Annotated in this window: 27 protein-coding genes; 10 read left to right on the plus strand and 17 right to left on the minus strand. The window is 70.7% G+C overall.

The window, feature by feature from the left end:
• Window positions 1-283: 283 nt before the first annotated feature.
• A complete protein-coding gene (locus JYJ93_RS01580; protein ID WP_206786036.1) occupies window positions 284-1,117 on the minus strand; it encodes an oxidoreductase in 834 nt (277 codons plus the stop codon).
• 87 nt (window positions 1,118-1,204) lie between these two features.
• Here JYJ93_RS01580 and JYJ93_RS01585 point away from each other — a divergent pair, with 87 nt between their 5' ends.
• Window positions 1,205-2,101 carry a LysR family transcriptional regulator gene (locus JYJ93_RS01585; protein ID WP_206786037.1) on the plus strand — a complete coding sequence of 299 codons (897 nt, stop codon included), beginning with the start codon at window positions 1,205-1,207 and terminating at the stop codon, window positions 2,099-2,101.
• Here JYJ93_RS01585 and JYJ93_RS01590 read toward each other — a convergent pair.
• Together JYJ93_RS01590 and JYJ93_RS01595 are read right to left on the minus strand one after the other, a co-directional pair.
• Window positions 2,079-2,918, minus strand: a complete 840-nt coding sequence (locus JYJ93_RS01590; protein WP_206786038.1) for a phage Gp37/Gp68 family protein — start codon at window positions 2,916-2,918, stop codon at window positions 2,079-2,081. The genes JYJ93_RS01585 and JYJ93_RS01590 overlap by 23 nt on opposite strands.
• 55 nt (window positions 2,919-2,973) lie before the next feature.
• The gene (locus JYJ93_RS01595; protein WP_206786040.1) at window positions 2,974-3,615 is read right to left on the minus strand and encodes an SRPBCC family protein; all 642 of its coding nucleotides are present in this window, start codon (window positions 3,613-3,615) and stop codon (window positions 2,974-2,976) included.
• A 160-nt stretch (window positions 3,616-3,775) separates the two neighbouring features.
• Between JYJ93_RS01595 and JYJ93_RS01600 the strand changes: the two genes are divergently transcribed.
• Window positions 3,776-5,272: an HAD-IG family 5'-nucleotidase gene (locus JYJ93_RS01600; RefSeq protein ID WP_206786042.1), complete on the plus strand. Its 1,497-nt coding sequence runs from the start codon at window positions 3,776-3,778 to the stop codon at window positions 5,270-5,272.
• 26 nt (window positions 5,273-5,298) lie between these two features.
• Here the strand turns inward: JYJ93_RS01600 and JYJ93_RS01605 are convergent, their stop codons facing one another.
• The gene (locus JYJ93_RS01605) at window positions 5,299-5,757 is read right to left on the minus strand and encodes a DUF2267 domain-containing protein (RefSeq protein WP_206786044.1); all 459 of its coding nucleotides are present in this window, start codon (window positions 5,755-5,757) and stop codon (window positions 5,299-5,301) included.
• A gap of 213 nt (window positions 5,758-5,970) precedes the next feature.
• Here JYJ93_RS01605 and JYJ93_RS01610 point away from each other — a divergent pair, with 213 nt between their 5' ends.
• Both JYJ93_RS01610 and JYJ93_RS01615 read left to right on the plus strand, forming a co-directional pair.
• Window positions 5,971-6,486, plus strand: a complete 516-nt coding sequence (locus JYJ93_RS01610; protein ID WP_206786045.1) for a hypothetical protein — start codon at window positions 5,971-5,973, stop codon at window positions 6,484-6,486.
• A gap of 181 nt (window positions 6,487-6,667) precedes the next feature.
• On the plus strand, window positions 6,668-6,964 hold the full coding sequence (locus JYJ93_RS01615; protein WP_206786046.1) for a hypothetical protein: 297 nt from the start codon (window positions 6,668-6,670) through the stop codon (window positions 6,962-6,964).
• A 101-nt stretch (window positions 6,965-7,065) separates the two neighbouring features.
• Here JYJ93_RS01615 and JYJ93_RS39750 read toward each other — a convergent pair whose 3' ends face one another.
• Window positions 7,066-7,668 carry a transglycosylase SLT domain-containing protein gene (locus JYJ93_RS39750; RefSeq protein WP_242543565.1) on the minus strand — a complete coding sequence of 201 codons (603 nt, stop codon included), beginning with the start codon at window positions 7,666-7,668 and terminating at the stop codon, window positions 7,066-7,068.
• A gap of 99 nt (window positions 7,669-7,767) precedes the next feature.
• A complete protein-coding gene (locus JYJ93_RS01630; protein WP_269012930.1) occupies window positions 7,768-8,928 on the minus strand; it encodes a trypsin-like serine protease in 1,161 nt (386 codons plus the stop codon).
• A 279-nt stretch (window positions 8,929-9,207) separates the two neighbouring features.
• Here JYJ93_RS01630 and infC point away from each other — a divergent pair, with 279 nt between their 5' ends.
• Window positions 9,208-9,957, plus strand: a complete 750-nt coding sequence (infC, locus tag JYJ93_RS01635) for a translation initiation factor IF-3 (protein WP_206786116.1) — start codon at window positions 9,208-9,210, stop codon at window positions 9,955-9,957.
• Window positions 9,958-10,075: 118 nt separating this feature from the next.
• Here the strand turns inward: infC and JYJ93_RS01640 are convergent, their stop codons facing one another.
• From JYJ93_RS01640 to JYJ93_RS01660, 5 genes are all read right to left on the minus strand, one after another.
• Window positions 10,076-11,527, minus strand: a complete 1,452-nt coding sequence (locus JYJ93_RS01640) for a hypothetical protein (RefSeq protein WP_206786047.1) — start codon at window positions 11,525-11,527, stop codon at window positions 10,076-10,078.
• 132 nt (window positions 11,528-11,659) lie between these two features.
• Complete coding sequence (locus JYJ93_RS01645; RefSeq protein ID WP_347402690.1) at window positions 11,660-13,021, minus strand: DHA2 family efflux MFS transporter permease subunit; 1,362 nt, start codon at window positions 13,019-13,021, stop codon at window positions 11,660-11,662.
• A gap of 233 nt (window positions 13,022-13,254) precedes the next feature.
• Window positions 13,255-13,788: a hypothetical protein gene (locus JYJ93_RS01650; RefSeq protein ID WP_206786049.1), complete on the minus strand. Its 534-nt coding sequence runs from the start codon at window positions 13,786-13,788 to the stop codon at window positions 13,255-13,257.
• 12 nt (window positions 13,789-13,800) lie between these two features.
• Window positions 13,801-14,193, minus strand: coding sequence for a hypothetical protein (locus tag JYJ93_RS01655; protein ID WP_206786050.1), 393 nt, complete (start codon window positions 14,191-14,193; stop codon window positions 13,801-13,803).
• A 7-nt stretch (window positions 14,194-14,200) separates the two neighbouring features.
• Window positions 14,201-15,097, minus strand: a complete 897-nt coding sequence (locus JYJ93_RS01660; RefSeq protein WP_206786051.1) for a hypothetical protein — start codon at window positions 15,095-15,097, stop codon at window positions 14,201-14,203.
• 171 nt (window positions 15,098-15,268) lie between these two features.
• On the opposite strand from JYJ93_RS01660, the gene JYJ93_RS01665 reads away from it, so the two are divergent.
• The 4 genes from JYJ93_RS01665 (at window position 15,269) to JYJ93_RS01680 (ending at window position 21,428) form a co-directional block, all read left to right on the plus strand.
• Window positions 15,269-17,410, plus strand: coding sequence for a M3 family metallopeptidase (locus JYJ93_RS01665; RefSeq protein ID WP_206786052.1), 2,142 nt, complete (start codon window positions 15,269-15,271; stop codon window positions 17,408-17,410).
• Between the two features lie 326 nt (window positions 17,411-17,736).
• Window positions 17,737-19,365 carry a DUF1592 domain-containing protein gene (locus JYJ93_RS01670; protein WP_206786054.1) on the plus strand — a complete coding sequence of 543 codons (1,629 nt, stop codon included), beginning with the start codon at window positions 17,737-17,739 and terminating at the stop codon, window positions 19,363-19,365.
• A complete protein-coding gene (locus JYJ93_RS01675; protein ID WP_206786056.1) occupies window positions 19,362-20,687 on the plus strand; it encodes a DUF1552 domain-containing protein in 1,326 nt (441 codons plus the stop codon). The genes JYJ93_RS01670 and JYJ93_RS01675 overlap by 4 nt, the downstream gene beginning before the upstream one ends.
• An 87-nt stretch (window positions 20,688-20,774) precedes the next feature.
• Window positions 20,775-21,428, plus strand: coding sequence for a CAP domain-containing protein (locus JYJ93_RS01680; protein ID WP_242543567.1), 654 nt, complete (start codon window positions 20,775-20,777; stop codon window positions 21,426-21,428).
• Here JYJ93_RS01680 and JYJ93_RS01685 read toward each other — a convergent pair.
• The 3 genes from JYJ93_RS01685 to JYJ93_RS01695 are packed head-to-tail and all read right to left on the minus strand — an operon-like array spanning window position 21,422 to window position 23,335.
• A complete protein-coding gene (locus JYJ93_RS01685; protein ID WP_206786060.1) occupies window positions 21,422-22,399 on the minus strand; it encodes a hypothetical protein in 978 nt (325 codons plus the stop codon). The two genes, JYJ93_RS01680 and JYJ93_RS01685, sit on opposite strands and share 7 nt — an antisense overlap.
• Before the next feature lie 37 nt (window positions 22,400-22,436).
• A complete protein-coding gene (locus tag JYJ93_RS01690; protein ID WP_206786062.1) occupies window positions 22,437-23,114 on the minus strand; it encodes a tetratricopeptide repeat protein in 678 nt (225 codons plus the stop codon).
• Between the two features lie 8 nt (window positions 23,115-23,122).
• A complete protein-coding gene (locus JYJ93_RS01695; protein WP_206786064.1) occupies window positions 23,123-23,335 on the minus strand; it encodes a hypothetical protein in 213 nt (70 codons plus the stop codon).
• A gap of 114 nt (window positions 23,336-23,449) precedes the next feature.
• Here JYJ93_RS01695 and JYJ93_RS01700 point away from each other — a divergent pair, with 114 nt between their 5' ends.
• Window positions 23,450-24,058, plus strand: coding sequence for a CAP domain-containing protein (locus JYJ93_RS01700; protein ID WP_206786066.1), 609 nt, complete (start codon window positions 23,450-23,452; stop codon window positions 24,056-24,058).
• A 23-nt stretch (window positions 24,059-24,081) separates the two neighbouring features.
• Here JYJ93_RS01700 and JYJ93_RS01705 read toward each other — a convergent pair whose 3' ends face one another.
• The 3 genes from JYJ93_RS01705 to JYJ93_RS01715 all read right to left on the minus strand — a co-directional run bounded on the left by JYJ93_RS01705 (window position 24,082) and on the right by JYJ93_RS01715 (window position 26,416).
• Window positions 24,082-24,915, minus strand: a complete 834-nt coding sequence (locus tag JYJ93_RS01705) for a dienelactone hydrolase family protein (protein ID WP_206786068.1) — start codon at window positions 24,913-24,915, stop codon at window positions 24,082-24,084.
• A 189-nt stretch (window positions 24,916-25,104) separates the two neighbouring features.
• On the minus strand, window positions 25,105-25,947 hold the full coding sequence (locus JYJ93_RS01710) for an FKBP-type peptidyl-prolyl cis-trans isomerase (RefSeq protein WP_206786118.1): 843 nt from the start codon (window positions 25,945-25,947) through the stop codon (window positions 25,105-25,107).
• A 208-nt stretch (window positions 25,948-26,155) separates the two neighbouring features.
• Window positions 26,156-26,416 (minus strand): GlsB/YeaQ/YmgE family stress response membrane protein, encoded by a 261-nt coding sequence (locus tag JYJ93_RS01715; protein ID WP_206786071.1) that lies wholly within the window; start codon window positions 26,414-26,416, stop codon window positions 26,156-26,158.
• Between the last annotated feature and the right edge of the window lie 18 nt (window positions 26,417-26,434).

Raw genomic sequence — 26,434 nt, forward strand, 5'->3', positions numbered from 1 at the left:
CTGGGGTCTCAACTCGCCCCGACGAGAAAGCCTCCCCCGTGGAGTCTGACAACGGGATGTCGGTGATTCCAGCACTCGCGGTGCGCGTCCCATCCGAATCCGGTGGGACGTGCGCCGAGGACATGATGGGCACGGTCTTGGAAGGCTTGTCCGATGCCCCAGTCACCAGTGCCAGTGAACGGACCCATGCCGTGGAACATCCAAGGGAGGGCGGACTGCTTCACGTGGGCCGGTGGGCTCCGCGCGTCTGGCGGTTCATTGCCCGTTTCCTGGGGCTCCCGGCTCAGAAGCCCATCGACAGTGCGAGTTGCTCCGTACGGTTCACGTCGTCCTGCACCTGCGCGAGCTTCTCGCGGATGGCCGCCGGGGCGTCCGACCCCAGGAACAAGCGCAGCGTCGGGGCTCCGGCGGCCACCGCGTCCACGATGGCCTTCGCGGCCTTCACCGGGTCCCCGGACTGCGTGCCGGCGGACTGCGCCACCCAGGCTCTCGTGGGACCCATCGACTCCGCGTAGGCAGGCAGCTCTGGCATCGGCCGGAACCCGGAGCCCAGCAGCTTCGTGCGGAACATTCCCGGCTCCACGAGGAGCACCTTCACTCCGAAGGGCGCGACCTCTTTCGCCAGCGCTTCGGAGATGCCTTCCAGCGCGTGCTTCGCCGCGCTGTACGCCCCCGCGCCCGGGTACCCGACCAGTCCGGTCAGACTCGAGACCTGCACGAGGATGCCCGTCCGCCGCTCGCGCATGTGCGGCAGCACCGCTCGCGTCATCGCCACCGCTCCGAAGAAGAGCGGCTCGAAGACCGCCCGCAGCTCCGCGTCGCTCGTCTCCTCCACCGCGCCCAACACCGTGTAGCCCGCGTTGTTCACCAGCACGTCGATGGCCCCGAAGTGCTTCAGCGCCGCCGTGATGGACTCCTGCACCTGCTCTGGCTTCGTCACGTCCAGCCGGAGCGCGAGCACCTGGTCCGGGGCCCTCGCCACCAGGTCCTCCAGCGTGCGCGGGTCTCTCGCCGTCGCGACCACGCGCTCCCCCCTGGCGATGACCTCCTCCACGATGTTGCGGCCAAACCCCGACGACGACCCCGTGACGAACCAGACCTTGCCCTGTGCGTTCATGACTGCCTCCGTGGCCCATGAAGTACGCCCCGGCCCTTCGCTCCGAAACGCGTCGTCTCTGGATGCACTTTGTAGCTACGCTAAGGAATGCGCGACGACCTCTCCGGCCTGATGGCTTTCCTCGCGGTGGCTCGCAGACGCAGCTTCACCACCGCGGCGTCGGAGCTCGGGGTCACCCCTTCCGCGGTGAGCCAGAGCCTCCGGGCCCTGGAAGAGCGCGTCGGCGTGCGGCTCCTCCAACGCACCACCCGCAGCGTGGGCCTCACCGAGGCCGGCGCGCGCTTCCTGTCGCGGCTCGAACCCGCGATGCACGGCGTGCAGGACGCCTTCGAGTCCCTGGGCGAGCTTCGCGACCGGCCCACGGGGCTGCTGCGCCTGACCCTGCCCCGGTATGGCTACCAGGAGGTGCTCGGCCCGCGCCTGGCGGAGTTCCTCGCCGCCCATCCCGACATCCGCGTGGACATCCACCTGGAGGACGCGCTCGTCGACATCGTCCAGCAGGGCTTCGACGCGGGCTTCCGCGTCGGGGAGCTCGTGGACCGCGAGATGATCGCCATCCCCGTGAGCGGCGACATCGTCATGCACGTGGTGGGCTCGCCCGCGTACTTCGCGGCTCGTGGCAAGCCGAAGCACCCTCGCGACCTGCGCGACCACGACTGCATCAACTATCGCAGCCGGACCACTGGCGGGCTCCTCCGCTGGGGGCTGAGCGACGGCGGGAAGCGCATCGAGGCCGCCGTCGAGGGCCTCGTGACGTTCGATGACGCGGAGCTGGTGCTGGATGCCGCCGTCGCCGGGCTGGGGCTCGCCTATGTCCCGGAGAGCCGCGTCCAGCAACTGCTCGCGGAGAAGCGGCTCGTGCGCGTGCTCGAACCGTACTCCGCCACCCTCCCCGGCTTCTTCCTCTACTACCCCAGCCGCGTCCAGGTGGCGCCCAAGCTCAAGGCGCTCATCGACTTCTTCAAGCTGAAGCGGCGGCGCTGACCAAGCCTGGCGGCATCAGCCATGGGGCCGCCAGCGCTTCGGCCTCCTCCAGCAAGCGCAGGCGCCGGGTGTCCTCCGGGAACGGCGCCGCTGTGCTCCGGGGGAGCGCATCGTACGTGCGCCCGTCCAGCACGCGCCCGGCCGCCGCCTTGCGCTTGCCGCCCCACTGCTTGAAGAAGAAGGCCACGCCCGCCGCGTCACACTGCTCGCGCACCGAGCGCACCCAGTCCGGGTCCAACGGCCTCGACTTCGCGCCGCTCTCGCCTCCGACAATCACCCCGTCGATGCCCGTGAAGTCCACCGAGCCCAGGTCCTCCAGGAGCGGCTCGATGGACAGGAAGCGCACCCGCGCGGGCGCCGCTTGCAGGTGCTTCACCCGCGGCAGGCCGTACTTGCGGTCCTCCACGCTCACGCCCCACCAGACGTTTGGCAGCCTCGCCGCGAACGCGAGCCGCGTGGACAACAACCGCTGCATCCGCTCCGCGCGCTTCGTCAGCACCTGGAACGTGTGCCAGTCCGCCAGCGCCATCACCCGCGCCACCGTCTCGATGTACGCCTCCGGGACGTCGTCGAGGAACAGGTCGCTCATCGAGTTCACGAACACGCGCTTGGGCGCCTTCCAGCGCAGCGGCTCGGCGAGCTTCCCCGGAATCAGCTTCAGGTCGAAGCCCTGCTCATATGGGTGCCCGGGCACGCCCCGGAACCGCTCCGCGAACGTCTCCGCGTAGCAGTGCTTGCACCCGGGGCTCAGCTTCACGCAGCCGCGCACCGGGTTCCACGTCGCGTCCGTCCACTCAATCTTGGAGTTGTCAGCCATGGCGTCCGGAGGGAACACCCGGCCCGCCTGCCTCCATCCCCTACGCCTCCAACCTCTACTTCGTGGGCGGCGGCTCCACGGGCAGCGACTTCGCCCGCTTCTCCACCGCGCGCAGCGTGTCCACCACCGCGTCGTTCTGCCCCACGCTGGCCAGGAAACCCGGGACGGAACCCCCAGGGTCCACGGTGAACTTGTAGACGACCCAGGACGTGCCCTCGCCCTTCGGTTCCACCTTCCAGCTGCCCTCGTTCAGCCGCAGGCGCACCACGTCCCGCCGGGAGGGGAACGCGTCCGGCTCCGCCTTCCAGCGCTGCTGGTACACGCCCGTCCCGTCCGGCGCGACCTTCGACTCCGTCACCACGTGGCAGATGTAGTCGCGCGAGGACACCACCGGCAGGTCCAGCCGCGTGTACGTCAGCCGCCCGCCGTCGTCCGTGGGCCGCACCACCCGCGACTCCTTCACGTACGGCATGAAGAGCCGGTACGAGTCCTGGTCCTCCAGCGCCGTCTGGATTTGCAACGCGCTCGCCTTGAGCTCGCCCTCCGCCCAGATGTCCTTCGCCTTCGTCCCCGGGCGGGGCCGCACCTTGATCACGAAGGGCTTCGTCGCCACCGTCTCCCATTCCTGAGCCCCCGCCACACCCGCCGCCAGCACCACCGCCAGGGCCAGGCCCCAGCGCCGCGTCATTCCCGACATGTCTTCTGCCCTTTGGTTCCGCGCGTGCCCGGCCCTCGCGGCGCGCACGTCACCTGTATCCCATCTTTCCGACACCCGAACGGCCCGGGCCTGCCCACGAGACGACTTGGACACACGGGCCGCTCGACTTTGCGAGCAAGCCTTGGCAAGCCTTGCTCCCATGGCTCCTCACTTCTCCGGTCCCCCGCCCGAGCGCGGTCTGTTCTGCAACCGCACCCTGAACATGCGCGCCATCAAGGCCGTGGGCTACGACATGGACTACACGCTCATCCACTATCGCGTGGAGGCGTGGGAACGCCGCGCCTACGAATACATTCGCGACCGTCTGGTGGAGCAGGGCTGGCCCGTGGCCGACCTGACCTTCGACCCGATGCTCGCCATCCGCGGGCTCATCATCGACACGGCCAAGGGCAACCTCCTCAAGGCCAACCGCTTCGGCTTCGTGAAGAAGGCCCTGCACGGCAGCCGCCCCATGGACTTCGAGTCCCAGCGCGAGGCCTATACCCGCACCGTCATCGACCTGGCGGACCGGCGCTGGGTGTTCCTCAACACGCTGTTCTCCCTCTCCGAGGCCTGCATCTACGCGCAGCTCGTGGACCGCCTGGACGCCGGCCAGCTCCCCGGTCCCATGGGCTACGCGGACCTCTACGAGCACGTGCGCAAGAACCTGGACGCCACGCACATGCAGGGACGCCTCAAGGCCGAAATCATCGCGGACCCCGAGCGATACGTCATCGACGACCCGGAGACGCCGCTCGCGCTGCTGGACCAGAAGAACGCCGGCAAGAAGGTGCTGCTCATCACCAACAGCGAGTGGGCCTACACGGAGCCCATGATGCACTTCGCCTTCGACCGGCACCTGCCCGAAGGCATGACCTGGCGGCAGCTCTTCGACGTGGTCATCGTCAGCGCGCGCAAGCCCGAGTTCTTCACCACGCGCTCCACCCTCTTCGAGGTGGTGGAGGCGAATGGTGAAGCACTCTTGCGGCCGCACTCCGGACCGCTCGACAAGAACAAGCCCTACTTCGGCGGCAGCGCGCTGGAGCTGGAGCGGCACCTGGGCCTGTCCGGCGACGAAATCCTCTACGTGGGCGACCACATGTTCGGCGACGTGCACGTGAGCAAGAACGTGCTGCGCTGGCGCACCGCGCTCATCCTGCGCGAGCTGGAGGACGAGGTGCGCGCCATCGCCGCCTTCCGAGCCACCGAGGTGCGCATTGGCGAGCGCATGCTCAAGAAGGAGCGCCTGGAGGCGGAGAGCTGCCAGGTGCGCCTGGAGCTCCAGCGGCGCAAGCACCATTACGGCCCTCGCGTGGAGGACACCACGGAGGGCGAGCTGGTGACGCGGCTCACGGAGCTGCGCGCGGAGCTGGAGGCGCTGGACGCGGAGCTGGGCCCCATGGCCCGCGCGGCCGGCGAGCTGTCCAACCCGCACTGGGGCCTGCTCACCCGCGCCGGCAACGACAAGAGCCACCTGGCGCGGCAGGTGGAGCGCTACGCGGACATCTACACGTCGCGCGTGAGCAACTTCCTCTTCGCCACGCCGTTCGTCTACCTGCGCAGCCCGCGCGGCAGCCTCCCGCACGACCCCAGCATCCCCGGCGGAACCCCGGTGTTCACCACCGGGGACGGCGCGGGCAGCGGCCCTGCGGAGTAGCGCCCGGGCCCCGAGGCGCCTCGCGATTACTGCGTGAGGCGCCAGAGGGCCTGCAGGTCCGCGGGCAGGTTGCTGGCCACCTTGTCCGCCTCGCCTTCCGAAATCTGGTCCTGGAAGGCGCGCAGCACCGCGCGGACCACCACCTCCGCCTGGTCCACCGGCATCTGGAGGTCCTCCGCCACGGAGGCGATGAACTCCTCGCGACCGAAGCGGTGGGGGTGCCGGGGGCGCTCCTCCGGCGGCGGCAGGAACTCCACCAGCAGCCGAGGCAGCTGGGACTCCAGGTTGCGCGCCCCGTTGGGCATGAGCCTGCGCTCCAGCGCGCTCAGCACCGACACGGCGGCGGACTCCGCGAGCGCGGGAGGCAGGGCGCTCAAATCACACAGGTGATGGATGAACGCCGCGTAGGTGGCGCGCAGGTGGGCTTCATGCCGCCGCGCGTGGCGTTCCTGCTTCTCGGTTTCGGTTTCGTGGGCCTGGGCCATGGGCACACCTCCGGCGGGTGGGGGGGAAGGGACCTCCTGGAAGGTGGGCACGGGAGCCCCGGTCCGCGCCCGGCAGGCAGGCGGGCCCCGCCCCCTGGCGCCCCACCCCCGCCCGGCCGCCGGGGGAATCCCCTGGAAATGCCAGGGGTTACTGAACACGTGTCCAGACCTCCGAACGGAGCGGGACCTGGCGACCCGGCGCGTGAACCCGGCATGTCAGACCCCTCCCGTAGAAATGATCGCGTGAGCCACTCGACCCCGCCATCGTCTCCGTCGCGAGTCCTGGAGCAGCGAAACCTCCTGGGAGGCCTGGACCTCCTGCCCGTGATGGGCCGGGGCAACCGCAAGCGCGCGCGTCAGTTCCACGTGCCCTCGGAGCGCAAGCTGGGGTTCGCCGCCGCGCTGGCGCTGGTGGTGGAGCACGGCAAGGAGAAGGCCCGGGAGACGGGCACCACGTCCATGACGCGCTGCCCGCGCTGCGGCCACGTGGGCCCCACGGAGCAGGACTTCGGCTTCCGCATCATGAGCCGGGGCCAGCGCCGTCCGCAGTCCTGGTGCCGGGGCTGCCGTGGCCAGCACCTGGAGCCGGTGAACGCCTCCCAGCCCCGCCCCGAGGACGGCTGGCTGTTCCCGCCGGAGGCCACGGAGAAGAAGAAGGCCAAGGCGGCCAGGTCCAGCAAGCCCAAGGAGAAGAAGCGCGCCCGCCGCGACAACGAAGACCTCACCTGAAGTCGCGGGGAGGTCCGGGCGTGATTCCCGCCTGGGGATGAGCGCCGCTCGTGCGCCCCCTGTCATCCCGCGCCACCGGGCGCCCGCGTCCCGCATGCTCACGGGGCGGCCCCTGTCCCGCCCGTCGCCAGGGATGGCAACGCCCCGCCGGGGTCCCTACCTCAACTCAAAGGAGGACTTCATGTCCGTGCGGACCCGATTGGCAGGCATCAAGAACAAGCGACGGGTGGATCCCCATGCGGCCCAGGCGAGCGTGCAGGCCAGCAATGGGCGCAAGACACTGGCCCATGACGACGAGGCGGCGCTGCTACGGCAGAAGGAGCTCAAGCGTGTGACGCTGGGCCCCGCCGCTGGCGACCACGGCCCCAAGCGCAACAACCGGGGCACGGGGCTGAGGGGACGCAAGAAGGCGCCCAGCCAGATCCACATCAAGAGCACGGGTGGCCCGCGGGAGCGCTCCCCGCTGCACGGGGGCTGACGGCACACGCCGGCCACGGAAATGACGACGCCCCGCGTGGGAGACGGGAAGGACCGTCTTCCACCGCGGGGCGCGGTGCGTCCGGGGACTGTCAGTGCCGGTCAGTAGCCGACGTAGCCGCCGCCGCTGTTCAGGCCCTTGATGCCGGGGACGTTGGACACGGAGCCGTAGCGCTCGATGGAGTAGCGGACGCCGGCGATGATGTTGTCCACCGGGTTGCGGATGTTGTCGTGGCCCGGGAGCTTGTGCGCGTCGAAAGTCGGCTGGATGGTCTGCATCAGGCCGATGGACGGCGTGCCCTTCTGGGCGTTGGAGTCCCAGAGGTTGATGGCGTTCGGGTTCCCGCTGGACTCGTGCTGGATGATCTTCGCGATGTCCTGCGGGTTCATCTTGTCCGCCGGGACGCCGTTGGCCTTGAGGATGTCCATGGCCTGCTTGATCCAGTCGCCCACCTGGCCCGGGGGCACGTCACCCACGGCCTGCGCGCCCTGCGTCTGCTGCGCGCCGCCCGTCAGGTCCGGCCCCTTGGAGACACCCTGCGCCTGGAAGTCATCCTTGCTGCCCGGGATGTTGAGATTCGCATCCGCGTAGATGAGGTCCTTGTTCGTGATGTTCGGGTTCGCCTTCACCAGCGAATCCACATCCGTGTTGAAGCGCTTGGCCAGCGCGCTCAGCGTGTCGCCCGACTTGATCTTGTAGTCCATGGGGGAGAAGGACCTTTGTGACTGCCGAAAACGTCGTTGCTTGATTCTCGGAGTTTGATTCGAGGAGTTTCGCCTACATTTGCGGATCTGTAGGCGTTTTCACGCGGAGTCACGCGACCGTCGCCTGAACAGCCCCAGCAGGACGGCGAGTGTAGCGCCCAGGCCACCGGGGCCGCTGCCGCACCCGCATTTGACGCCGGGCCGGTCCATCTCCGGTGTCAGCGGGTCGACGATGGCCTCGCAGGGGGTGAAGCAGCGGCAGGCGTCGTCCCCGTCCACCTCCAACCGGGCGCACACGCCCTTCTCGCCGCAGGCGGCGTCCTCCGTGCAGGCCGCGCCGTAGGTCCCGGCCTGGAGCGAGGGCAGGAGGCACCGGGCCGGGGCCTCCCCGGCGCTGACGCACCGCAGCCCCGAGGGACAGTCCGCGTCGCTCGCGCAGGACGCCTCACAGAGGGCCTCCAGGGGAAGCGTCCCGGTGGGCGCGGGGGGCGGGGCCTCCTCCAGGAAGGGACGGATGAAGTCCCCCAGCGCGTCCACCCGCAGTTGGACCGCCTCCGTGCGGCAGGCCACGTCCCCGCTGACGGTGAGGCCCAGGAGCACCTCGTTCCCCACCGGGCCCCCCAGCACCGGACCGCCGCTGTCCCCCACGCAGGTCATGGCCGGGGCGGGGCCGGCCTGGAAGGCGCCGCCGGTGACGCCCGTCACCTGGAGCCCGCCCTGCCGCCGCTGGCCCGCGGGTTGGGCCGCGTCCTTCGTGTCCCCGTACCCCACCGCCCGCACCAGGTCCCCCGGCGCCACCGGGACGTCCCCCGCCTGGGGGAGCCGGAGGGGCGGGACGTCCGTCACGGGCACCGCCAGCCGCAGGAGCGCGGCGTCCCAGGTGTGCGTGGCCGGGACGAACTCCGGGTGGACCACCGCCCGGGTGACCCGCACGAACCGCCCGCCGGGCCCGGGCTCCGGGAGCAGCGTGGGGCCCAGGAAGACCTCGTAGGGGCCCCCCTCCCCGAAGACGGCCAGGCAGTGCGCCGCCGTCAGCACCACGTCCGGGGCGATGAGGGCGCCCGAGCAGAGGAGCACCGGCGCCTCCCCTCCACAGCGCGTGCGCCGAGCCACCAGCGCCACCGCCGCCGGGTCCCCGGGCGCGTCCATCCCCTGGACCAGGGCCTGCCCCCTGGCCCCCAGGGCTTCAGAGGGTCTGGATTCCACCGGACCGCAGGCGAGCAGGCAGGCGAGCACCCACCCGGCCCCGAGCGCAACCACCCTCCAGGGTCGGCATCTTGTCCTCTCCCTGGCGGACCCGGTGGACCGTTTCACCATGGGGCGCATCATAGGCAACAGGGGTCATGGGAATGGGGGGTGCCCCGCGTTACCTTGCCCCCGGGGGACGTGAACCGGATAGAGTCCGTTGCACGTCTCCCTGCCCCTAGGGGCGGAAGGCACGCCTGCCTGCCTTCTCCGCCGGAGGGGACTGCCACATTGGAGGGTCCGCCACATCTTCACGGGTGGTGGGTCCGCTAACCCTTTTTGGAGGATGTTCACATCATTCGCGAACAGAGAAATAGCAGCCGCGGTCCCAACCGGGACCAGAGAACCAACCGCCGCATCCGCGCGCGGGAAGTCCGTGTCGTGGGCTCCGATGGTTCGCAGCTCGGAGTCATGACCATCGAGGCGGCGCTGGAAAAGGCCCGCTCCGAGTCGCTCGACCTGGTCGAAGTCAGCCCGATGGCCAAGCCGCCGGTCTGCAAGATCATGGACTACGGCAAGTTCAAGTACGAGGAGAAGAAGAAGGCCTCGGACGCGAAGCGCACGCAGGTGGTCATCCAGCTCAAGGAAGTGAAGCTCCGTCCCAAGACGGAGGAGCACGACTACGAGTTCAAGGTGCGCAACACCCGCCGGTTCATCGAAGAGGGCAACAAGGCCAAGGTCGTCATCCAGTTCCGCGGGCGTGAAATCACGCACAAGGAGTTGGGCAGCGCCATCCTCGATGACGTCATCAAGGACCTGAAGGACGTGGCCGTGGCGGAGCAGCTGCCGCGCATGGAAGGCCGGCAGATGTACATGATCCTGGCCCCCACGCCGAAGGTCGCGCAGAAGGCGCGCGAGCAGGCGCGGCAGGCCGCGGCGGCCGCCCGCAAGTCCCCGCCCCCTGGCACTGGCAAGAAGCCCCAGGCGGCCGGTGCTCCGGGTGCGGAAGGTGCCTCCACGGCTCCGGTCGAAGCCGACGGTGCCAGCGACGCCAGCGACGCCTCGACGGACGAAGCGCCGGACGCCGCGCCCGCGACGACGTAGCCGAACGCAGGCTCGCGTCTCCCCTCGCCGGGAGACGCGCCCACGGGCGGTGCCCCTCGGGATTTCCATCCCGGGGAGACCGCCCGCGTTCGTTTCCGCGTGACGCTGTCCCGCGACGCTAGCCGGGCAGGACCCCGGTGCGCCGGCGGCGGCCCCACTCCATCAGGATGAACGTCACGCCCACCGCGAGCATCGCGCTGGCACCGCCACACCCGGCGGCCATCGCCTGCTGGGAGGGGCCCGTCGCGGCGCTCACCCCCGCGCCGGGGTCCAGCGGGGGCTCGAACCCGGAGCCGCCGGTGGCGGTGAACCGCTCGCGGTCCGCGTCCTCCTCCGCCGGGGCCTGCTTCGCCGCCACGGCCTGCGACTTGAGCGACGACGCGCTGGTGGAGAAGAAGGACAGCCGGTAGCTGGAGCCGGAGGACGGCTCGATGCCGAAGAAGCACACCAGCGGCACGCCCGAGGGCAGCACGTCCGGCGCCGCCGGGTAGCCCGCGAAGCCGGACACCGACGCGAGCTCCTTGCCCGCGCCCGGCTTGCCGCTGGAGGACAGCGCGCGGACCCACAGCCGGTAGCCGGAGCCGTCGCTCCGGGGCTGGTTGTAGAAGAGGTACAGGCTGCTGCCCACGCGCACGAGCGCCGGCTGCGTGGCCCAGTCCCCGTCCTCCAGCACCTTCACCGCGGAGCCGAAGGCGCTCCCGTCGAAGCGGCGGTACATCAACCGTTCAGAGTTGTCCTTGTAGACCAGGTGCAGGCCGCCCTTCCCGTCCGCCACCGCGCTCATCGCGGCGCCGTGGTAGATGCCGTCGGAGAAGGCGGTGCGCGTGGAGGACCAGCTGGACACGGACGCGCTGTCATCCCGGATGCGGTAGTGCGTGGTGTCGCGGCCGTCGTGAGAGCTCCACAGCATCATCAGCCGGCTGCCCAGGCTGATGAGCCGCCCACCCCCGCGCTTCGGGACGTTCCGCGCGAGCGCGGACTGGGTGCGGAAGGTGGAGCCGCCGTCGCTGCTCACGGAGAGGACCAGCGTGTTGCTCGCGTCCTTCTCCCGGAAGAAGGCCTGCACCCAGAGCCGGCCCTTGGAGTCGCGCGCCAGCTCCGCGCGGTAGTACGCGGTGCTGGAGCTGGTGGAGTCGAAGACGCGCACGGGCTTGTCCGCGAGCCAGTGGTTCTTGGACGCGCTGTAGCGCCACCACTGGAAGTACACGTCGCGTGACGTGGAGCCGCTGATGCCCGCGCTGTCCGGCGTCTCCACCGCGTAGACGAGCGCCACGTCCTTGCCCACCACCACCAGGTCCGCCCGGTCGTAGGTGGAGCCGTCGTGGATGACGCCCTCCTGCTTCCAGGTGGTGCCTCCGTTGTCGCTGCGGAACAGGCGCAGGCCATGCCCGTCCTGTCCGCCCTGCTGCACGGCCGTCAGCAGCACGGAGCCCTCGCTGCGGGACACGCGCACCATGTGCCGGTGCGCGGGCAGGGTCAGCGCGTTGCCCCCCCGCACCGGGATGGCCGAGGGCGGTGTCGCCGCCGTCATGCCCGCCAGCATGAGCCCTGTGAGTGCCGCCCAACCCATTCCCACCCCCTCTGTTGGATTCCCCGCCGGGAAACTGGTGGGTAGGGGGAGCCGAAAGAAGGTGGGAAAAGGGTTTTCCGCCTGCCCGCCTGCCCTACGAAGGGGCGACGGCGGTGTCGTGAGCCGGACGCTTCAGCCGCGCGCCGCGGCCCTGCCGCCGATGTGCTCGCCCGCGTCCGGACGCAGCCGGCGGAAGAGCGGCCCGGCCAGCGACGACACGAAGCCGATGGCGAGGAACGGGAGCAGGAAGCGGTCCGGCGTGAGGCGCACGTCACCGCCGCCGCGCGCCACGTGCAGCATCAGGCCGCCGAAGCTGATGCCCACGCTCAGCGCCATCTGCTGCGTCACCACCGCGAGGGTGGAGGCGTTGCTCACCGACTCCTTGGGGAGGTCCGCGTAGGCCATCGTGTTGGTGGCGGTGAACTGCAAGGAGCGCATGAAGCCGCTGAACACCAGCGTGCCGATGATGAGCGGGATGGGCGTGGTGACGCCGAAGAAGGCGGGCACGGCCGTCACCACGGCGGTGAGCAGGTTGGAGGCGATGAGCGTCTGACGGAAGCCCACGCGGCGGATGAGCGCGGGCGCCACCGGCTTGCACGCGAAGGCCCCCAGCCCCGTCCCGATGGTGACGAGCCCCGCCTCCAGCGGCCCCCAGCCCAGGGCCACCTGGAAGAGCAGCGGCAGGAGGAAGGGCGTCGCGCCCAGCCCGATGCGCACCAGCGCGCCGCCCATCATGCTGGCGCGGAAGGTGTCCACCTTGAACAGGCGCAGGTTGAGCACCGGGCGCGGCGTGCGCCGCGCGTGCCGCACGTAGGCCCCCAGCGCCCCCACCGCCACCAGCGTGATGGCCGCCTGCACGGGCCACGGCACCAGGCCGATGCCCACCGTCTCCGCCGCGCCCATCAGCGCGGTGATGGCGACCACGGCGATGGCGAAGCCCTTCGTGTCGAAGGGGCCCGGGTCCGGCTGCTCCAGCGGGGGCACGAAGCGCGCCACGGCCCACAAGCCCAAGAGGCCCACCGGCACGTTGATGAAGAAGATCCACGGCCAGTCCGCGACGCCCAGGATGAGGCCCGCGAGCGGCGGCCCCAACAGCGGCCCCAACAGCGCGGGCATGGTGAACCAGCTCATCGCGGACACCAGCTTCTCGCGCGGCGCTGAGTTCACGACGATGAGCCGGCCCACGGGCACCATCAACGCGCCGCCCAGGCCCTGCACCGTGCGGAAGACGACGAGCTGCGCGAGCGTCTGGGAGAAGCCGCACAGCACGGAGCCCACGAGGAACACGACCATGGCGGTCATGAAGACGCGGCGCGGACCGAAGCGGTCGGCGATCCACCCGCTCGCGGGCGCGAGCACCGCCAGGGCCAGGATGTACGACGTCAGCGCGAGCTTGAGGTGGACGGGGTCGGTGCCGAACGCCACGGACAGCGTGGGCAGCGCGGTGGACAGCGCCGTGGAGTCCAGGAACTCCATGAACAGCGCGCTGGCCACCGCGATGGATGCCAGCCGGGAGCCTCGGGTGGACGGGGTGCTGGGAGGCGCGGAGGAAACGGACACGTCTTTTTCTATGCGCACGCGGCAACGTGCCTGTCACGCCTGTGTGAAGACCGCGCCGCGTCCGTCAGAAGCGCTTGTACTCCCAGCGCGAAGCCGTGGGGGCCTTCCGGTGAAACGGGCGCTGCATGCCGTCTGGAGGGCAGGCGGGCGGGCAGGCCCGAGGTGAGTCAGGGCTCTGGCGGCTCGTCGCGCGCGGCCTCGGCCAGGGTGCGGGCCTCTTCGCGCAGCTCGTCCAGGCGGACGCGGTGACGCTGGAGCAGCGCGTCCACCTGTTCGACGCGGACCTTGTCCCCGCGCGACTTCGCCTCCTGCCGCTCGCCCTCCAGCCGCGACACGTCCCGCCCCAGCAGCCTGGCGATGTGCTCCGTCTTCTCCAGCTTCCAGCGCGCCGTCTGGGGCTTCTCCTCTTCGATGGCGTCGTTCGGTTGCGGCGGCGCGTTGGCCACCTCCGGCTCCGGCGGCACGTCTCCGGGCGAGGGCGGCACCACCGTGGCGTGGGGTGGCGCGGGGTCCGGCGTCCGCACCGACACCGCGCGCTTCGGCGACACCTGGGCCGCCGTCACCGGGCCGGGGCCCGCGTTCGACACCGAGGGTACAGCGGCGGGAGCAGGGGCCTCTCGCGACGGCCAGGACGCCACGGCGATGAGCGCGGCCACCAGCACCGCCGCGCTCCCCAGCATCACCCGCTCACGGTTCCGCATCGTCCACTCCCCCTACAACCGAAGGCGCCAGGCTTCATCCTGGCGCTCCACCCGGAAGAGGAACGGCTCCGCGCGCTCCGCTCCTCCCAGCGACACCCGCGCCCGCACGACCACCGCGTCCGGGTCGCGGCCATCCACCTTCGCGTCCAGCACGTCCACCAGGCCCATGCCGTGCTCGCGCAGGTCCTTCACCGTCTCCTCGCACGGAGGCACGCCCTGCCCCGTCACCAGCATGGGGCCCAGCACCGCGCAGTCCCCGGACGGCAGGGCCTGGAAGAAGCGGCGCACCACCGCCTCCCCTGCCTCCGCCCTGGAGGACGTCGTGGACGGACAACCGAGCATGGCGAGCGCGGCGAGCCACAGCCCCGCCGCATCCACCGCGTGCCTCATCGCGCGTCGTCCCATCCGGCCTTCAGTAGCAGTTGGGCGCGAACAGCTCGTCGTCCGTCGCGGACATGAACTGATCATCGCAGTAGCCGGAGGCCAGCATGTGGCCGTTGCGCACGCAGCCGTCGTGGTTGGTCGCGTCCAGCGTGTACTGCGTGTCGCCCCCGCAGCCGCCGCCGCAGCGGCCGAAGCAGTTGCCCATCACCTTGGGGCGCGACCAGTGGTCCGGCTCACCGCACACCCAGGTGCTGCCGTTCATGTAGTATTCGTCGCCGCTGCACGTCGTGTGGTCACCCAGTTGGGCGATCTGCTGGTTGCGCGCGTTGTCGAAGCCGCCCACGTTGCAGTCGTGCTTCGCGTACGAGTACCAGTTGTACGTGCCGCCACAACTGCCGGACCACTTGCCGGCACACTTGGCGTAGCTGCACAGCATCGTGTAGCCGCGGCCCTGCTCGCCCATCACCGTGCGCTTGAGCGTGACGCTCGTGGGCTGCTGCGCCCACATGCCCACGGCGCGGCGCAGGTACATGGCCTCCGGCGCCGCCGCGTCACCCTGCGGTAGCCCCTGGTTCAGCGCGCCGTAGAACGCGCTCAGCACCTGGCGGTCCGCGTCCACCACCTGCGTGTCCTGCACGTTCGCGTCCGCGAAGCCGTCCAGCGTGGTCACGCCCGACGCCGGGTCCATCAGGCCCGTCAGCGTCATGCCGTGCATGCGCACCTCCAGGCGGTACACCCCGGGCTCCACCTCGCGCGAGGCGAAGGACACCGTCTGCCCGTCGTGCGCCCAGGTGCCCTCGGTCAGCCCCGTGCCGGAGGTGAGGGACAGCCCGTCCGGAGACGCGGGCGGCGCTTCCGTGCCGGCCCCACCGCCACAGCCCCACAGCAACAACGCCGCGACCGCACCACCGAGTGCCTTGCGCATCCGTGTTCACCCTCCGGCCAGGACAACTTCCAAGAATTCGAGGCGAGTGCGGGATTACCGGGCGGCTGAACGGGGAACAAGGCGGGGTGCGTCAGCTGGGGCCTCCAAGCATCCGACCTGTACCGGAGGACACCCTGACTGCTCACGGCGGACGGGCGCGGAGGGGCGGGGATGTGGCATGACGGGCCCGCGAAGCAGGTCGTTCCCCCAGTGGAGGAAGTCCCCTTGAGAATCCCCGCGCTCACCGTGGTGGCGGCGCTCGCCGCGACGGGTTGCTCCAACGGCAGCATCACGCAGAACCGCGAGGCCATGGCCCGCATCGCCGCCAACTCGGCGAAGCCCCAGGTGGCGCCCATGAAGGGCTCGGAAGCGCTGGCCGGCACGCCGGACGCCTACAAGGCCCTGTGCAAGGCGGACCTGGAGCGCGCGCAGGCGCAGGTGGCCGCGCTGAAGAAGCTGGACCCGAAGACGAACGGCCAGGGCGTCCTCAAGGCCTACGACGAGGCGCAGACGGCCATCCTCAACGCGGCCAACCGCTCCAGCCTCACGCACGAGGTGCACCCGGACGCCGCCATGCGCGACGCGTCCCGCGAGTGCGAGCAGCAGGTGGACGCGGCCAACGTGGCGCTGTCGCAGGACCGCGGCGTCTACGACGCGCTGTCGCTGGTGGACCTGTCCAAGCAGGACGCGGCCACGCGCCACTGGGTGGATCGCACGCTCCTGGACTTCCGCCGCGCGGGCGTGGACCGGGATGAGGCCACGCGCGCCAGGGTGAAGACGCTCAACGAGGAGATCCTCAAGCTGGGCCAGCAGTTCGGGCAGAACATCGCGGAGGACACGCGCAGCGTGGCCTTCACGCCCAAGGACCTGGACGGGCTGCCGGAGGACTACAAGAAGGCGCACGCGCCCGGCGCGGACGGCAAGGTGGTCATCACCAGCAACTACCCGGACTACTTCCCGTTCATGACGTACGCGAAGAACGCGAAGGCGCGCGAGAAGCTCTGGCGCACCTACCGTCAGCGCGCGTTCCCCAAGAACCAGGCGGTGCTCGCGCAGCTCATCGAGAAGCGCGACGAGCTGGCGAAGCTCCTGGGCTACGACACCTACGCGGCCTTCACGACCGAGACGCGCATGACGCGCACGCAGCAGGCCGCGGCGGACTTCATCGACCAGCTGGCGCAGGCCACGGAGGCCCGCGCGAAGAAGGAGATGGCGGACCTGCTGTCGCGCAAGAAGAAGGACGTGAAGGGCGCCACCGTGGTGGAGCCCTGGGACCAGGACTACTACGAGGACCGGCTGCGCGCGGAGAAGTTCGGGTTCGACTCGCAGGCGGTGCGGCCCTACCTGGAGTACGCGCGGGTGAAGGACGGCGTGATGGGCATCACCTCCAGCCTGTGGGGGGTGGCCTTCCAGCCGGTGAAGGACGCGAAGACGTGGCACGCCGACGTGGAGGCCTACGACGTCGTGGACAACGGCAAGCCGCTGGGCCGCATCTACCTGGACATGCACCCGCGCGACGACAAGTACAAGCACGCGGCGCAGTTCGACCTGGTCACCGGTGAGCTGGACAAGCGCCTGCCGGAGGCCGTGCTGGTGTGCAACTTCCCGCGCCCCGGCGACCTGATGACGCACGACGAGGTGGGGACGTTCTTCCACGAGTTCGGCCACCTGATGCACACCATCTTCTCCGGCCACCAGAAGTGGACGCCCATCTCCGGCATCTCCATGGAGCGCGACTTCGTGGAGACGCCGTCCATGCTGTTGCAGCAGTGGGCGGAGCAGCCGGAGGTGCTCAAGAGCTTCGCCAAGCACCACGAGACCAACGAGCCCATCCCCGCGGAGCTGGTGGAGAAGCTGCGCGCGTCGAAGGAGTTCGGCCAGGGCCTGTACGCGCGCCGGCAGCTGTTCCTGTCCGCGGTCAGCCTCCAGTACTACTCGCGCGCGCCGGGCTTCGACACGTCCGCGGTGCTCGCGGAGCTGCAGAAGAAGCTGTCCCCCTTCCGCCACGAGTACCGCGACGGCACCCACTTCGAGCTCGCCTTCGGGCACCTGGATGGGTACTCGGCCGCGTACTACACGTACCTCTGGTCCTCCGTCATCGCGAAGGACCTGGAGTCGAAGTTCCAGGAGAACGGCTACCTGGACCGTGACACGGCCATGCACTACCGCAAGACGGTGCTGGAGCCCGGCGGCTCCAAGCCCGCCGCGGAGCAGGTAAAGGACTTCCTCGGCCGGCCGTACGGCTTCGAGGCCTACCGCGCGTACCTCGACGGCACCGCGAAGACGACGGGCACCGCGAAGGAAACGAAGTAGCGACAGTCGCCTCCCCGGAAGCGGGCCCTGCCGCCCGCTTCCGGGAGCGCCTCGCCGCCTGACCCGCCCTTCGAGGCAGGAGTCGGCGCGCGGTGCCTCCCTGGACCTACGGCCCTGCCCGGTCGCGGAACTCCCCTTCCCCTTCCAGTCCCTCGCGCGTGCCCATCCCCACCCCGGGGACGGAGCCTGACGTCCGTCTGTCGTCACGCGGCGGTTGGAAGGCGTCTTGCTTTGGAGCGCGCTCGCCGGGGCCGTTTCGCGGCCTGGAGGAGGCGTGCGAGGTGACGGCCTGCGGTCGGAGATGGCGGAGGGTGGGCCTGGCGGCGATGGCGGCGATGTTGACCGCGAGCTGCAATGACTCACCTCCCAGGGCGCGGGTGTTGCCGGGGCCGGACGCGCCCGGCAACGTGGATCCGCAGGACGTGCTGTGCCGCTCGGCGGCGCGCGACCCGGGCCGCGTCACGCTGCACCGCCTCAACCGCGCGGAATACAACAACACCGTGCGCGACCTGCTGGGTGAAACGGGCTCGCCCGCGAGCGGCTTCCCGCCGGACGACCACGGCTTCGGCTTCGACAACAACGCGGACGTGCTCAGCATGTCCCCGCTGCTGATGGAGAAGTACTCCCACGCGGCGGAGGCGCTGGTGGAGGCCGCGTGGACGCGAGGCGCGTTCAACACGTGCGGGCTCGACCCCGCCCAACCGGAGACGTGCGCGCGCGAGCTGCTCAAGACCTTCGCGCGCAGGGCCTGGCGGCGGCCCGTCACGCCGGAAGAGGTGGAGCGGCTGGTCGCCTTCGTGTCGCTGGCCCGGCGGCAGGGCGACGCGCCGGAGGTGGGCGTGAAGCTGGCGCTGCGCGCGGTGCTGGTGTCGCCGCACTTCCTCTTCCGCGTGGAGCTGGACCCGGCCCCCACGTCCACCGCGCCGCATGCCATCAGCGACCTGGAGCTGGCGAGCCGCCTCTCCTACTTCCTCTGGAGCAGCATGCCGGATGAGGCGCTGCTGCAAGCGGCGGAGGGCGGGCACCTGCACGAGCCGGAGGTGCTGGAGGCGCAGGTGCGGCGCATGCTGGCGGACCCCAAGGCCCGCGCGCTGGTGGACAACTTCGCGGGGCAGTGGCTCTACACGCGCGCGCTCGACTTCGCACAGCCGGAGTCGCGCTACGGCTTCGACGAGCCGCTGCGCGAGGCCATGCGCCAGGAGATGCAGCTCGTCTTCCAGGAGTTCGTCACCGGGGACCACCGCCTCAAGGACCTGCTGGACGCGCCCTTCACCTACGTGAACGACCGGCTGGCCTCGCACTACGGGCTGCCCAAGCCCGGCACCTCCGCGATGACGCGCGTGGAGCTGAAGGACCACCCGGAGCGCGCGGGCCTGTTCGGCAAGGGCGCGCTGCTCACCGTCACCGCCAACCCGGACCGCACGTCGCCGGTGAAGCGCGGCGTCTGGGTGCTGGAGCAGCTCCTGTGCAAGGGGCCGCCCCCGCCGCCACCCGACGCGGGCGGGCTGGCCCCGGCGGTGGACCCCACGCTCAACATCAAGGCGCGCATGGCGCAGCACCGCGTGGACCCCACCTGTTCGGGCTGTCACACGCTGATGGATCCGCTGGGCTTCGGCATGGAGAACTTCGACCCGGTGGGCCGCTGGCGCACGAAGGAGGAAGGCGGCGCCCTGGTGGACCCGAGCGGCGAGCTGCCCGGGGGCAAGGCCTTCAACGGCGTGGCGGAGATGCGCGCCGTGGTGAAGCAGGACCCGGACCTGTCCGCGTGCATGACGCGCCACCTGCTCACCTACGCGCTCGGACGCGGCGCGGAGGGCGAGGACCGCTGCACCGTGCGCGGCATCTCCCAGCAGGCCGAAGGCCGGGGCGGCCGGCTCACCGACTACATCCTCGCCATCGTCCGCAGCAACGCGTTCCTACAGCGGCGGGGCGAAGCGGAGGGACCCAAGCCATGAGTCACACTGCCCTCTCCCGCCGGACGCTCCTGCGCGGCATGGGCGCGCTGATGGCGCTGCCGCTCCTGGACATCATGCGCCCGCGCACGGCCCGCGCCGCCACGCCGGCCCCGCGCCGCTTCGTGGCCTTCTACACGCCCTGCGGCATCCACATGCCCAAGTGGACGCCCGGTGGCGAAGGGGCCACCTGGTCCCTGACGCCCACGCTCGCGTCGCTGGCGCCGGTGAAGGAGGACCTGCTGGTGCTGAGCGGCCTGGACAACCTGCCCGGCAAGCCGGACGGCGACGGCCACCACGCCGCCGCGACGGCCGCGTTCCTGTCCTGCGTGAAGGCGCGCAAGACGGAGGGCACCAACATCCGCACCGGCATCTCCATGGACCAGGTGCTGGCGAACGCGGTGGGGACGGCCACGCGCTACCCATCGCTGGAGCTGGGCATCGACCAGGGCAAGGGCATTGGCAACTGCGACTCCGGCTACGCGTGCCCCTACGCGAACAACATCGCGTGGGCGGGGCCGTCCACGCCCGTGCCCAAGGAGACGAAGGCCCGCGCGGCCTTCGAGCGGCTCTTCGCGGACTTCGACCCGAACGTCACGCAGGCGGAGCTGGCGAAGCGCAAGGCGTATGGCCTGAGCATCATCGACGCCGTGCGCGACGACGCGAAGTCGCTCCAGGGGAAGCTGGGCACCACGGACAGGCACAAGCTGGACGAGTACTTCACCGGCGTGCGCGAGCTGGAGCTGCGCGTGAACGCGATGGACGCCGCCGGCCCCACGTGCGGCACTGCCACGACGCCCGGGGACACCGAGGACGTGCGCGAGAAGACGAAGGCGATGCTGGACCTCATCGTGCTCGCGTTCCAGTGCGACCTGACCCGCACGTGCACCTTCATGCTGGGCAACGCGCGCAGCCAGCGCGTGTATTCGTTCCTGGGGCTGTCCGGCGAGCACCACACGTACTCGCACCACCAGCGCTCCCAGGCCAACTACGACGCGCTGGCGAAAATCGACAAGTGGGAGGTGGAGCAGTTCTCGTACCTCCTCCAGCGCATGAAGGGCGTGCAGGAGGAGGGCGGGACGCTGCTGGACCACAGCGCCGTGTACTTCTCCAGTGAGATCGCCGACGGCAACATGCACGAGCACAAGAACCTACCCGTCCTGCTCGCGGGCCGCGCGGGCGGCGCCCTCTCACCGGGCCGGCACATCCGCTACGGGGGCCAGCCGCTGGCGAACCTCTACATCGCGCTGCTGAACATGTTCGGCGTGGCCGGGACGACCTTCGGTGACGACGGCACCGGGCCGCTTCCGGGGCTGGGAGCGTAGGGCAGGAGGGGGCTCGGGCCCCCCGGGGGCCGCCTGCCCCGTTCGGTTCTCCTGCGCGCGGGGCCCAGGTGCGGAATGATTCCGCGCATGGCACTTCCTGTGTTCCGTCGCGGGCTCGCCGTGTTGCTGCTGGCCCCGTTGCTCGGCTGTGGCTCCAGCGCGAACGCGCAGCGGCCCGTCTCCGCCTCCACGAAGAAGGCCGCGGCCACCGCCGCCGCGCGCAAGGCTCCCTCGGCCACGCCCGCGCCCTCCGAGGGCACGCGCAAGCCGGTGCCGTCCGCCGCGGAGCTCAAGCGCGACATGGTGGCCGCGCACAATCAGGCGCGGGCGAAGGCCTCGCGTCCCACGCCGAAGCCGGCGCTACCCGCGCTCACCTGGTCCGACGAGGCGGCGCGCAAGGCGGAGGCCTACGTGAAGGAGTGCCGCTTCGAGCACAACCCGGACCGGGGCAGCTTCGGAGAGAACCTGGCCGCCGCGACGCCGGACACCTGGAACACCGCGCAGGTGGTGAAGGGCTGGGCGGACGAAGCCGCTGACTACGATTACGCCTCCGGCAAGTGCAAGGCCGGGAAGATGTGCGGCCACTACACGCAGGTGGTGTGGCGCACCACGAAGGCGGTGGGCTGCGCGACGCGGCTGTGCACGAAGAACTCGCCCTTCGGCGGCAACGTGAAGACGTGGCAGCTCTGGGTGTGCAACTACGCGCCGCCGGGCAACTGGGTGGGCGAGAAGCCCTACTGAGCCGCGAGCGTGATGACCTCGATGCCGTTCGCCGTGCCCACGGCGAAGCGGCGGTTCGCGGCGTCCATCGCGAAGTGCGGCGGGGGCGGCAGGTGGCGGCGGATGCTGGCCAGCACCTTCCCCGTGTCCAGGTCCTCCCAGCGTTGCACCACGCGGCCGGTGGAGCGCGACACGAGCTTCGGGTGGCCGAAGAAGTCCACGAGGTGCTCCGCGTCCACGACCAACAGCGGGCCCGCGGGCTCCTCCAGTTCCACCTCCGCCAGCACCTTCTTCTCCGTCAGCGAGTAGGTGCCCAGGAAGAACTTCGCGTCGTCGCGGGACTCCTCGATGCGGACGAACACGAGCGTGTCCTTCGCGCCGAAGGCCACGGACGTGAGGAAGATGCCGTTCTCCACGCCGTCCATCAGCGCGGCGCTGTCCAGCGACGCGGGCTCCTCCAGCGCGCGGGGCACGTCGAACACCGACGCCGCGTCCACCGGGTGCCAGATCCACCCCGCGCTCGCCAGGTAGCGCCCGTCCGGGCTGAACTGGAGCCGCGAGTGGAAGATGTCCGCCGGGGTGTTGTCGCGCTTCGTGAGGCGCTCGCCCGTGGCGGCGTCCTCCAGTTCCACCACGCAGTACGACTCCGGGCAGTGCGCCAGCAGCGTGCGTCCGCTGGGCAGCGTGTGCAGGGCCACGGGATAGTCGTGGGTGTCCGCGTGGTAGAAGTCCCGCGTGAGCTGCCGGACCACCTTCGTGCCGTCGAGCAGCAGCCCCGCCGTCCCCAGCGACTCGTACAGCACGCTGTAGCGGCCATCCGGGGACATCACCGCGCGGTCGAAGCGGTAGGCGTAGCGGATGTGCGGGTCATCGGTGCTGCCATCCAGGTGGTAGCGCACCAGGCCACCCACCGGGTCCACCAGCGCGTCGCCGCTCCAGCACAGGGAGCGGACGGCGCACGGGGTCTTCAGGGTCTGTCTCTGGAAATCCATGCGCCGGGGACGGGCGCCCCCGGCGCGGCCTGACGGCTCAGGCGGGGATCATGGACAGCAGCTGCTGGGCCTTCGCGCGCAGCTCCTTGTCCGCGCCCTGGAGCACCTGCTGCGCGTGGTGGCGGGCCTGCGTGGGCTCGCCCAGGCGCAGCGCCAGCGCCAGGTTGAAGTGCGTGGTGGGGTCCTGCGGGTGCGCTTCCAGCACCGGGGCCAGGACGCTCGCGGCGAGCGCCGGGCCCTCCTGCGGCACGTGCTCCAGGTAGAACACCGCCAGGTCGTTGGGCGCGCCTGTGTCCGAGGGCGCCTTCGCGACGGCCTCTTCCAACAGCGTGCGCACCCGGCCGCGCTGGCCCGCGATGTCCAGCGCCCGCGCGAGCTGCCGGCGGGCCTCCACCGACTCAGGGTCGCGCTGGAGGACCTCCTCGAAGAGGGGCAGGGCCTCGGTCAGCTTGCCGGCGAGCAGCGCGGCCATGGCGTGCAGGCCGATGAAGTTGGGGTTCTCCGGCGCCAGCTGGCGCAGCCGCAGCGCGGCGGCCAGGGCGTTCTGCGTGAGGCCCCCGAGCAGCGACAGGTTGAAGATTTCTTCCCAGAGGACCGCGTCGTCCGGCGCCAGCGTCAGCGCGTCCCGCAGCTCCTGAAGCGCGAGCCCCAGGTCCCCCGTCTCCAGATACGCCCGCGAGCGTTCCCACTGCGCGCGGTAGGACTCCTTGACCATCGTGCCCCTCAACCCCGGAACATCTTGTGGAACAGCCGCATGAACATACCCGACTTGGGGGCGGTCTCCGGGCGGCCGGACTGCTGGTGCTGCGCCTCCGACTGGAGGTCCAGCTTCTGCTTCAGCTTCTTGAGGTCCGGGTCGATGGAAAAGGTGCTGAACTCATCGTTCCCATCGAGGGCTGTCTGGATCTTCCTCGCGCGGGATTCGTCGTGGCTCATGTCGCGTCTCCTGACCGGACCCCGACCCTACCACGGGGTCTCCGCCGCTCCCCATCCTCGCCGCCCCGCTGTCCGCTTGCCCGCACACCCACCCGCGCGCGGATAATCCCCGCCATGCGACGCCCTTCCCTCTTCCGCTCCCTGTCCCTGCTCAGCCCGTTCCTCCTGCTCGCCTGCATTCCTGACGGGGATCCGGACGACGCGACCGAGGACGCGGGCATCCAGGAGGACGGCGGCACCACCACCCCCGATGGAGGCGGTGTGGAGCTGACGCAGTTCGCCCGCGACATGCTGGACGCCCACAACGCGGCCCGCGCCGCCGCGAAGCCCACGCCGTCCCCCGCGCTGGAGCCGCTCACGTGGGACCCCTCGGTGGAGGAGACCGCGCGCAAGTGGGTGGAGCAGTGCCAGTTCAAGCACAACGACGGCCGAGGCAACGCGGGAGAGAACATCGCCGCCGCCACGCCGGGGCTCTGGGACGCGAAGGGCGCGGTGAAGGGCTGGGTGGACGAGGCGGCGGACTACGACTACGCGAGCAACACCTGCAAGGCGGGCGAGGTCTGCGGCCACTACACGCAGGTGGTGTGGCGCAACACGCGCCGCCTGGGGTGCGCCACGAAGCGCTGCACCACCAACTCTCCCTTTGGCGGCACCTCCCCCTGGGACTTCTGGGTGTGCAACTACGCGCCCCCGGGCAACTTCACGGGCCAGCGTCCCTACTGAAGGCCGCTGGCCCCGCGCGTCCTTCAGCGCTTGAGCGTGCGCGCGAGGAACGCGGACGTCTCCGCCCAGGCGGACGCGGCGGAGCGCTCATCGTAGCGGGCGCCGGAGGGGTTGGCGAAGGCGTGGTCCGCGTCGTACTCCACGATGCGGCTGCGCACGCCGGCCTCGTCCAGCGCCTTCTCGAAGGCCTTCACGGTCTCTGGCGGGATGGACTTGTCCTTCGTGCCGAAGATGCCCAGCACCTGCGCCTTGATGGTGGAGAGCTGCTGGGGGTCGGTCACCGGGTGGCCGTAGTAGATGACCGCCGCGCTCAGCTCCGGGATGGCCATGGCGGTCTGGAGCGACCAGCCGCCGCCGAAGCACCAGCCGATGCTGCCGGTGCGCACGGCCTGGATGCGCGGGTCGCTCTTGAGGAACGCGTGCGCGGCCAGCAGCGTCTTCGTGGCCTCGGCGTCGTCCGCGGCCTTCACCAGCGCGAGCGCCTCGTCGGGCGTGGTGGCCACCTTGCCGTGGTAGAGGTCCACCGCGAGCGCCGCGTAGCCCTCGGCCGCCAGCCGGTCCGCCCAGGCCTGCACGTGCTCGTTGAGGCCCCACCACTCGTGGATGACGATGACGGCGGGCAGGGGGCCCTTCGCGCCCGGGGGCAGGCTCAGGTAGCCCTTGGAGCCGTCGGACAGCTCCACCGGCTGGCCCCGGCGCTCGGGGGCGGCGTCCGTGCGCAGGGTGTGCATGGCCTTGAACTCCTCCTCGGAGACGGCGCCCGTGGCGGACGGCGCGCGCGCCACCTCCGCCGGACTGCTCGTCGCGCAGGCGCCCAGCATCAGCGCCGCCGCCAGCACCCACGTGAGCCTCTTCATGTCCGGCTTCATCGTCCGTGTCCTTTCGGGGCCCGGGCTGTCCGGGCCACTTCGCGTGCCTTCGGGGCGTAGCGCGCTGGAGGCGGGGGCGCCAGCGCGTTGAACCCCGGACGCGAAGAGGGCCGGCGCGAGGGGAAGTCCCTCACGTCGGCCCTCGTTCTCAGCGCTCCCGGTCAGGGGAGGCGGTGACTACTTCGTCGCCGGGGGCGGCTTGGCGGCCGGGGGCGGCTTGGCGCCGGGAGCCGGCGGCTTCGCGCCCGGGGGCGGGGTGCCCATGCCGGGCATGCCCGGCATGCCAGGGGTGGGCTCGGGGGGCTTCACGATCTCGAGCAGCTCGACCTCGAACACCAGGGCGGCGCCGCCGGGGATGTTCGGGGGCGCGCCGCGGTCGCCGTAGGCGATGTCGGAGGGGCACACGAGCTGCGCCTTGCCGCCGACCTTCATCTTCTGGAGGCCCTCGGTCCAGCACTTGATGACGCCCTGGAGCGGGAACTGCGTGGGCTCACCGCGCTTGTACGAGGAGTCGAACTCCTTGCCGTCCGCGAGCGTGCCTTTGTAGTGCACCTTCACGATGTCGGTGGGCTGGGGCTGGGGACCGGTGCCCGCCTGGGTCTCCTTGTAGATGAGGCCGGACTCGGTCTTCACGGCACCGGGCTCCTTGGCCTTCTCCTCGAGGAACTTCGCGGACTTCTCCTTCTCCGCGTTGGCCTTGCGCAGCGAACGCTCGCGCGCGAGGTCCTGGAGCTTGGGACCGTAGGTCTCCAGGTCCACGTCGGTCTTCTGACCGGTGACCTGGGCCGTGAGGCCGGCCTTCACGAACTCCAGCTCCTGCGGGGTCATGTCGAACACGCTGATGCTGCGGCCGATGGACAGGCCCAGCGCGTACAGCGTCTTCTGCTCCTCGGTCTGCGGAGCGCCGGCGGTGGCCCCCGCCGTGGAGGTGCCGGTGGCGGAGGTCTCGCCCGGCTTCGCGCCCTGGCCCTGGCAGGCCGTCAGGCTCAGCATCGCCGCGATCAGGATCGTCTTCTTCATCATGATGTCGTCGCCTTTCCTTTGGCTCAGCGGCGGCCGACCGCCCCCCGCTGCATGCCTGGGGGCGCGGTGTACTACAGAAAGTGCCCGGCATCCTCTTGGGAACCGTGCTTTCCCCGGATGGGGGTCCATGCAGGTAGGACAACCGGCCGCCGGCCCCCCAACCGGCGGGAAGGCCCCGGATTCCCGGCGGGGATGGTGGGAATCCCTAACGGGAGCGCCCGCCGAAGGCGGCCTGGGAGACCAGGAGCAGGACAATGGCGCCCAGGATGGCGCCCAGGAAGCCGGTGGGCTCCGGGTCGCGCCAGTCGGTCCCCCGCCAGACGGACGTGAGGAAGCCGCCCACGAAGGCCCCGGCGACGCCCAGGAGCGTCGTGCCCATGCACCCCAAGCGCTGGTTCCCCGGCAGCACGGCCCGGGCGATGAGCCCCGCGAAGAAGCCGAAGATGATCCACCCCAACAGCCCCATGACGTCCTCCGTGTGCCG

The sequence above is a fragment of the Corallococcus sp. NCSPR001 genome (assembly GCF_017309135.1).
Classification (GTDB): Bacteria; Myxococcota; Myxococcia; order Myxococcales; family Myxococcaceae; genus Corallococcus.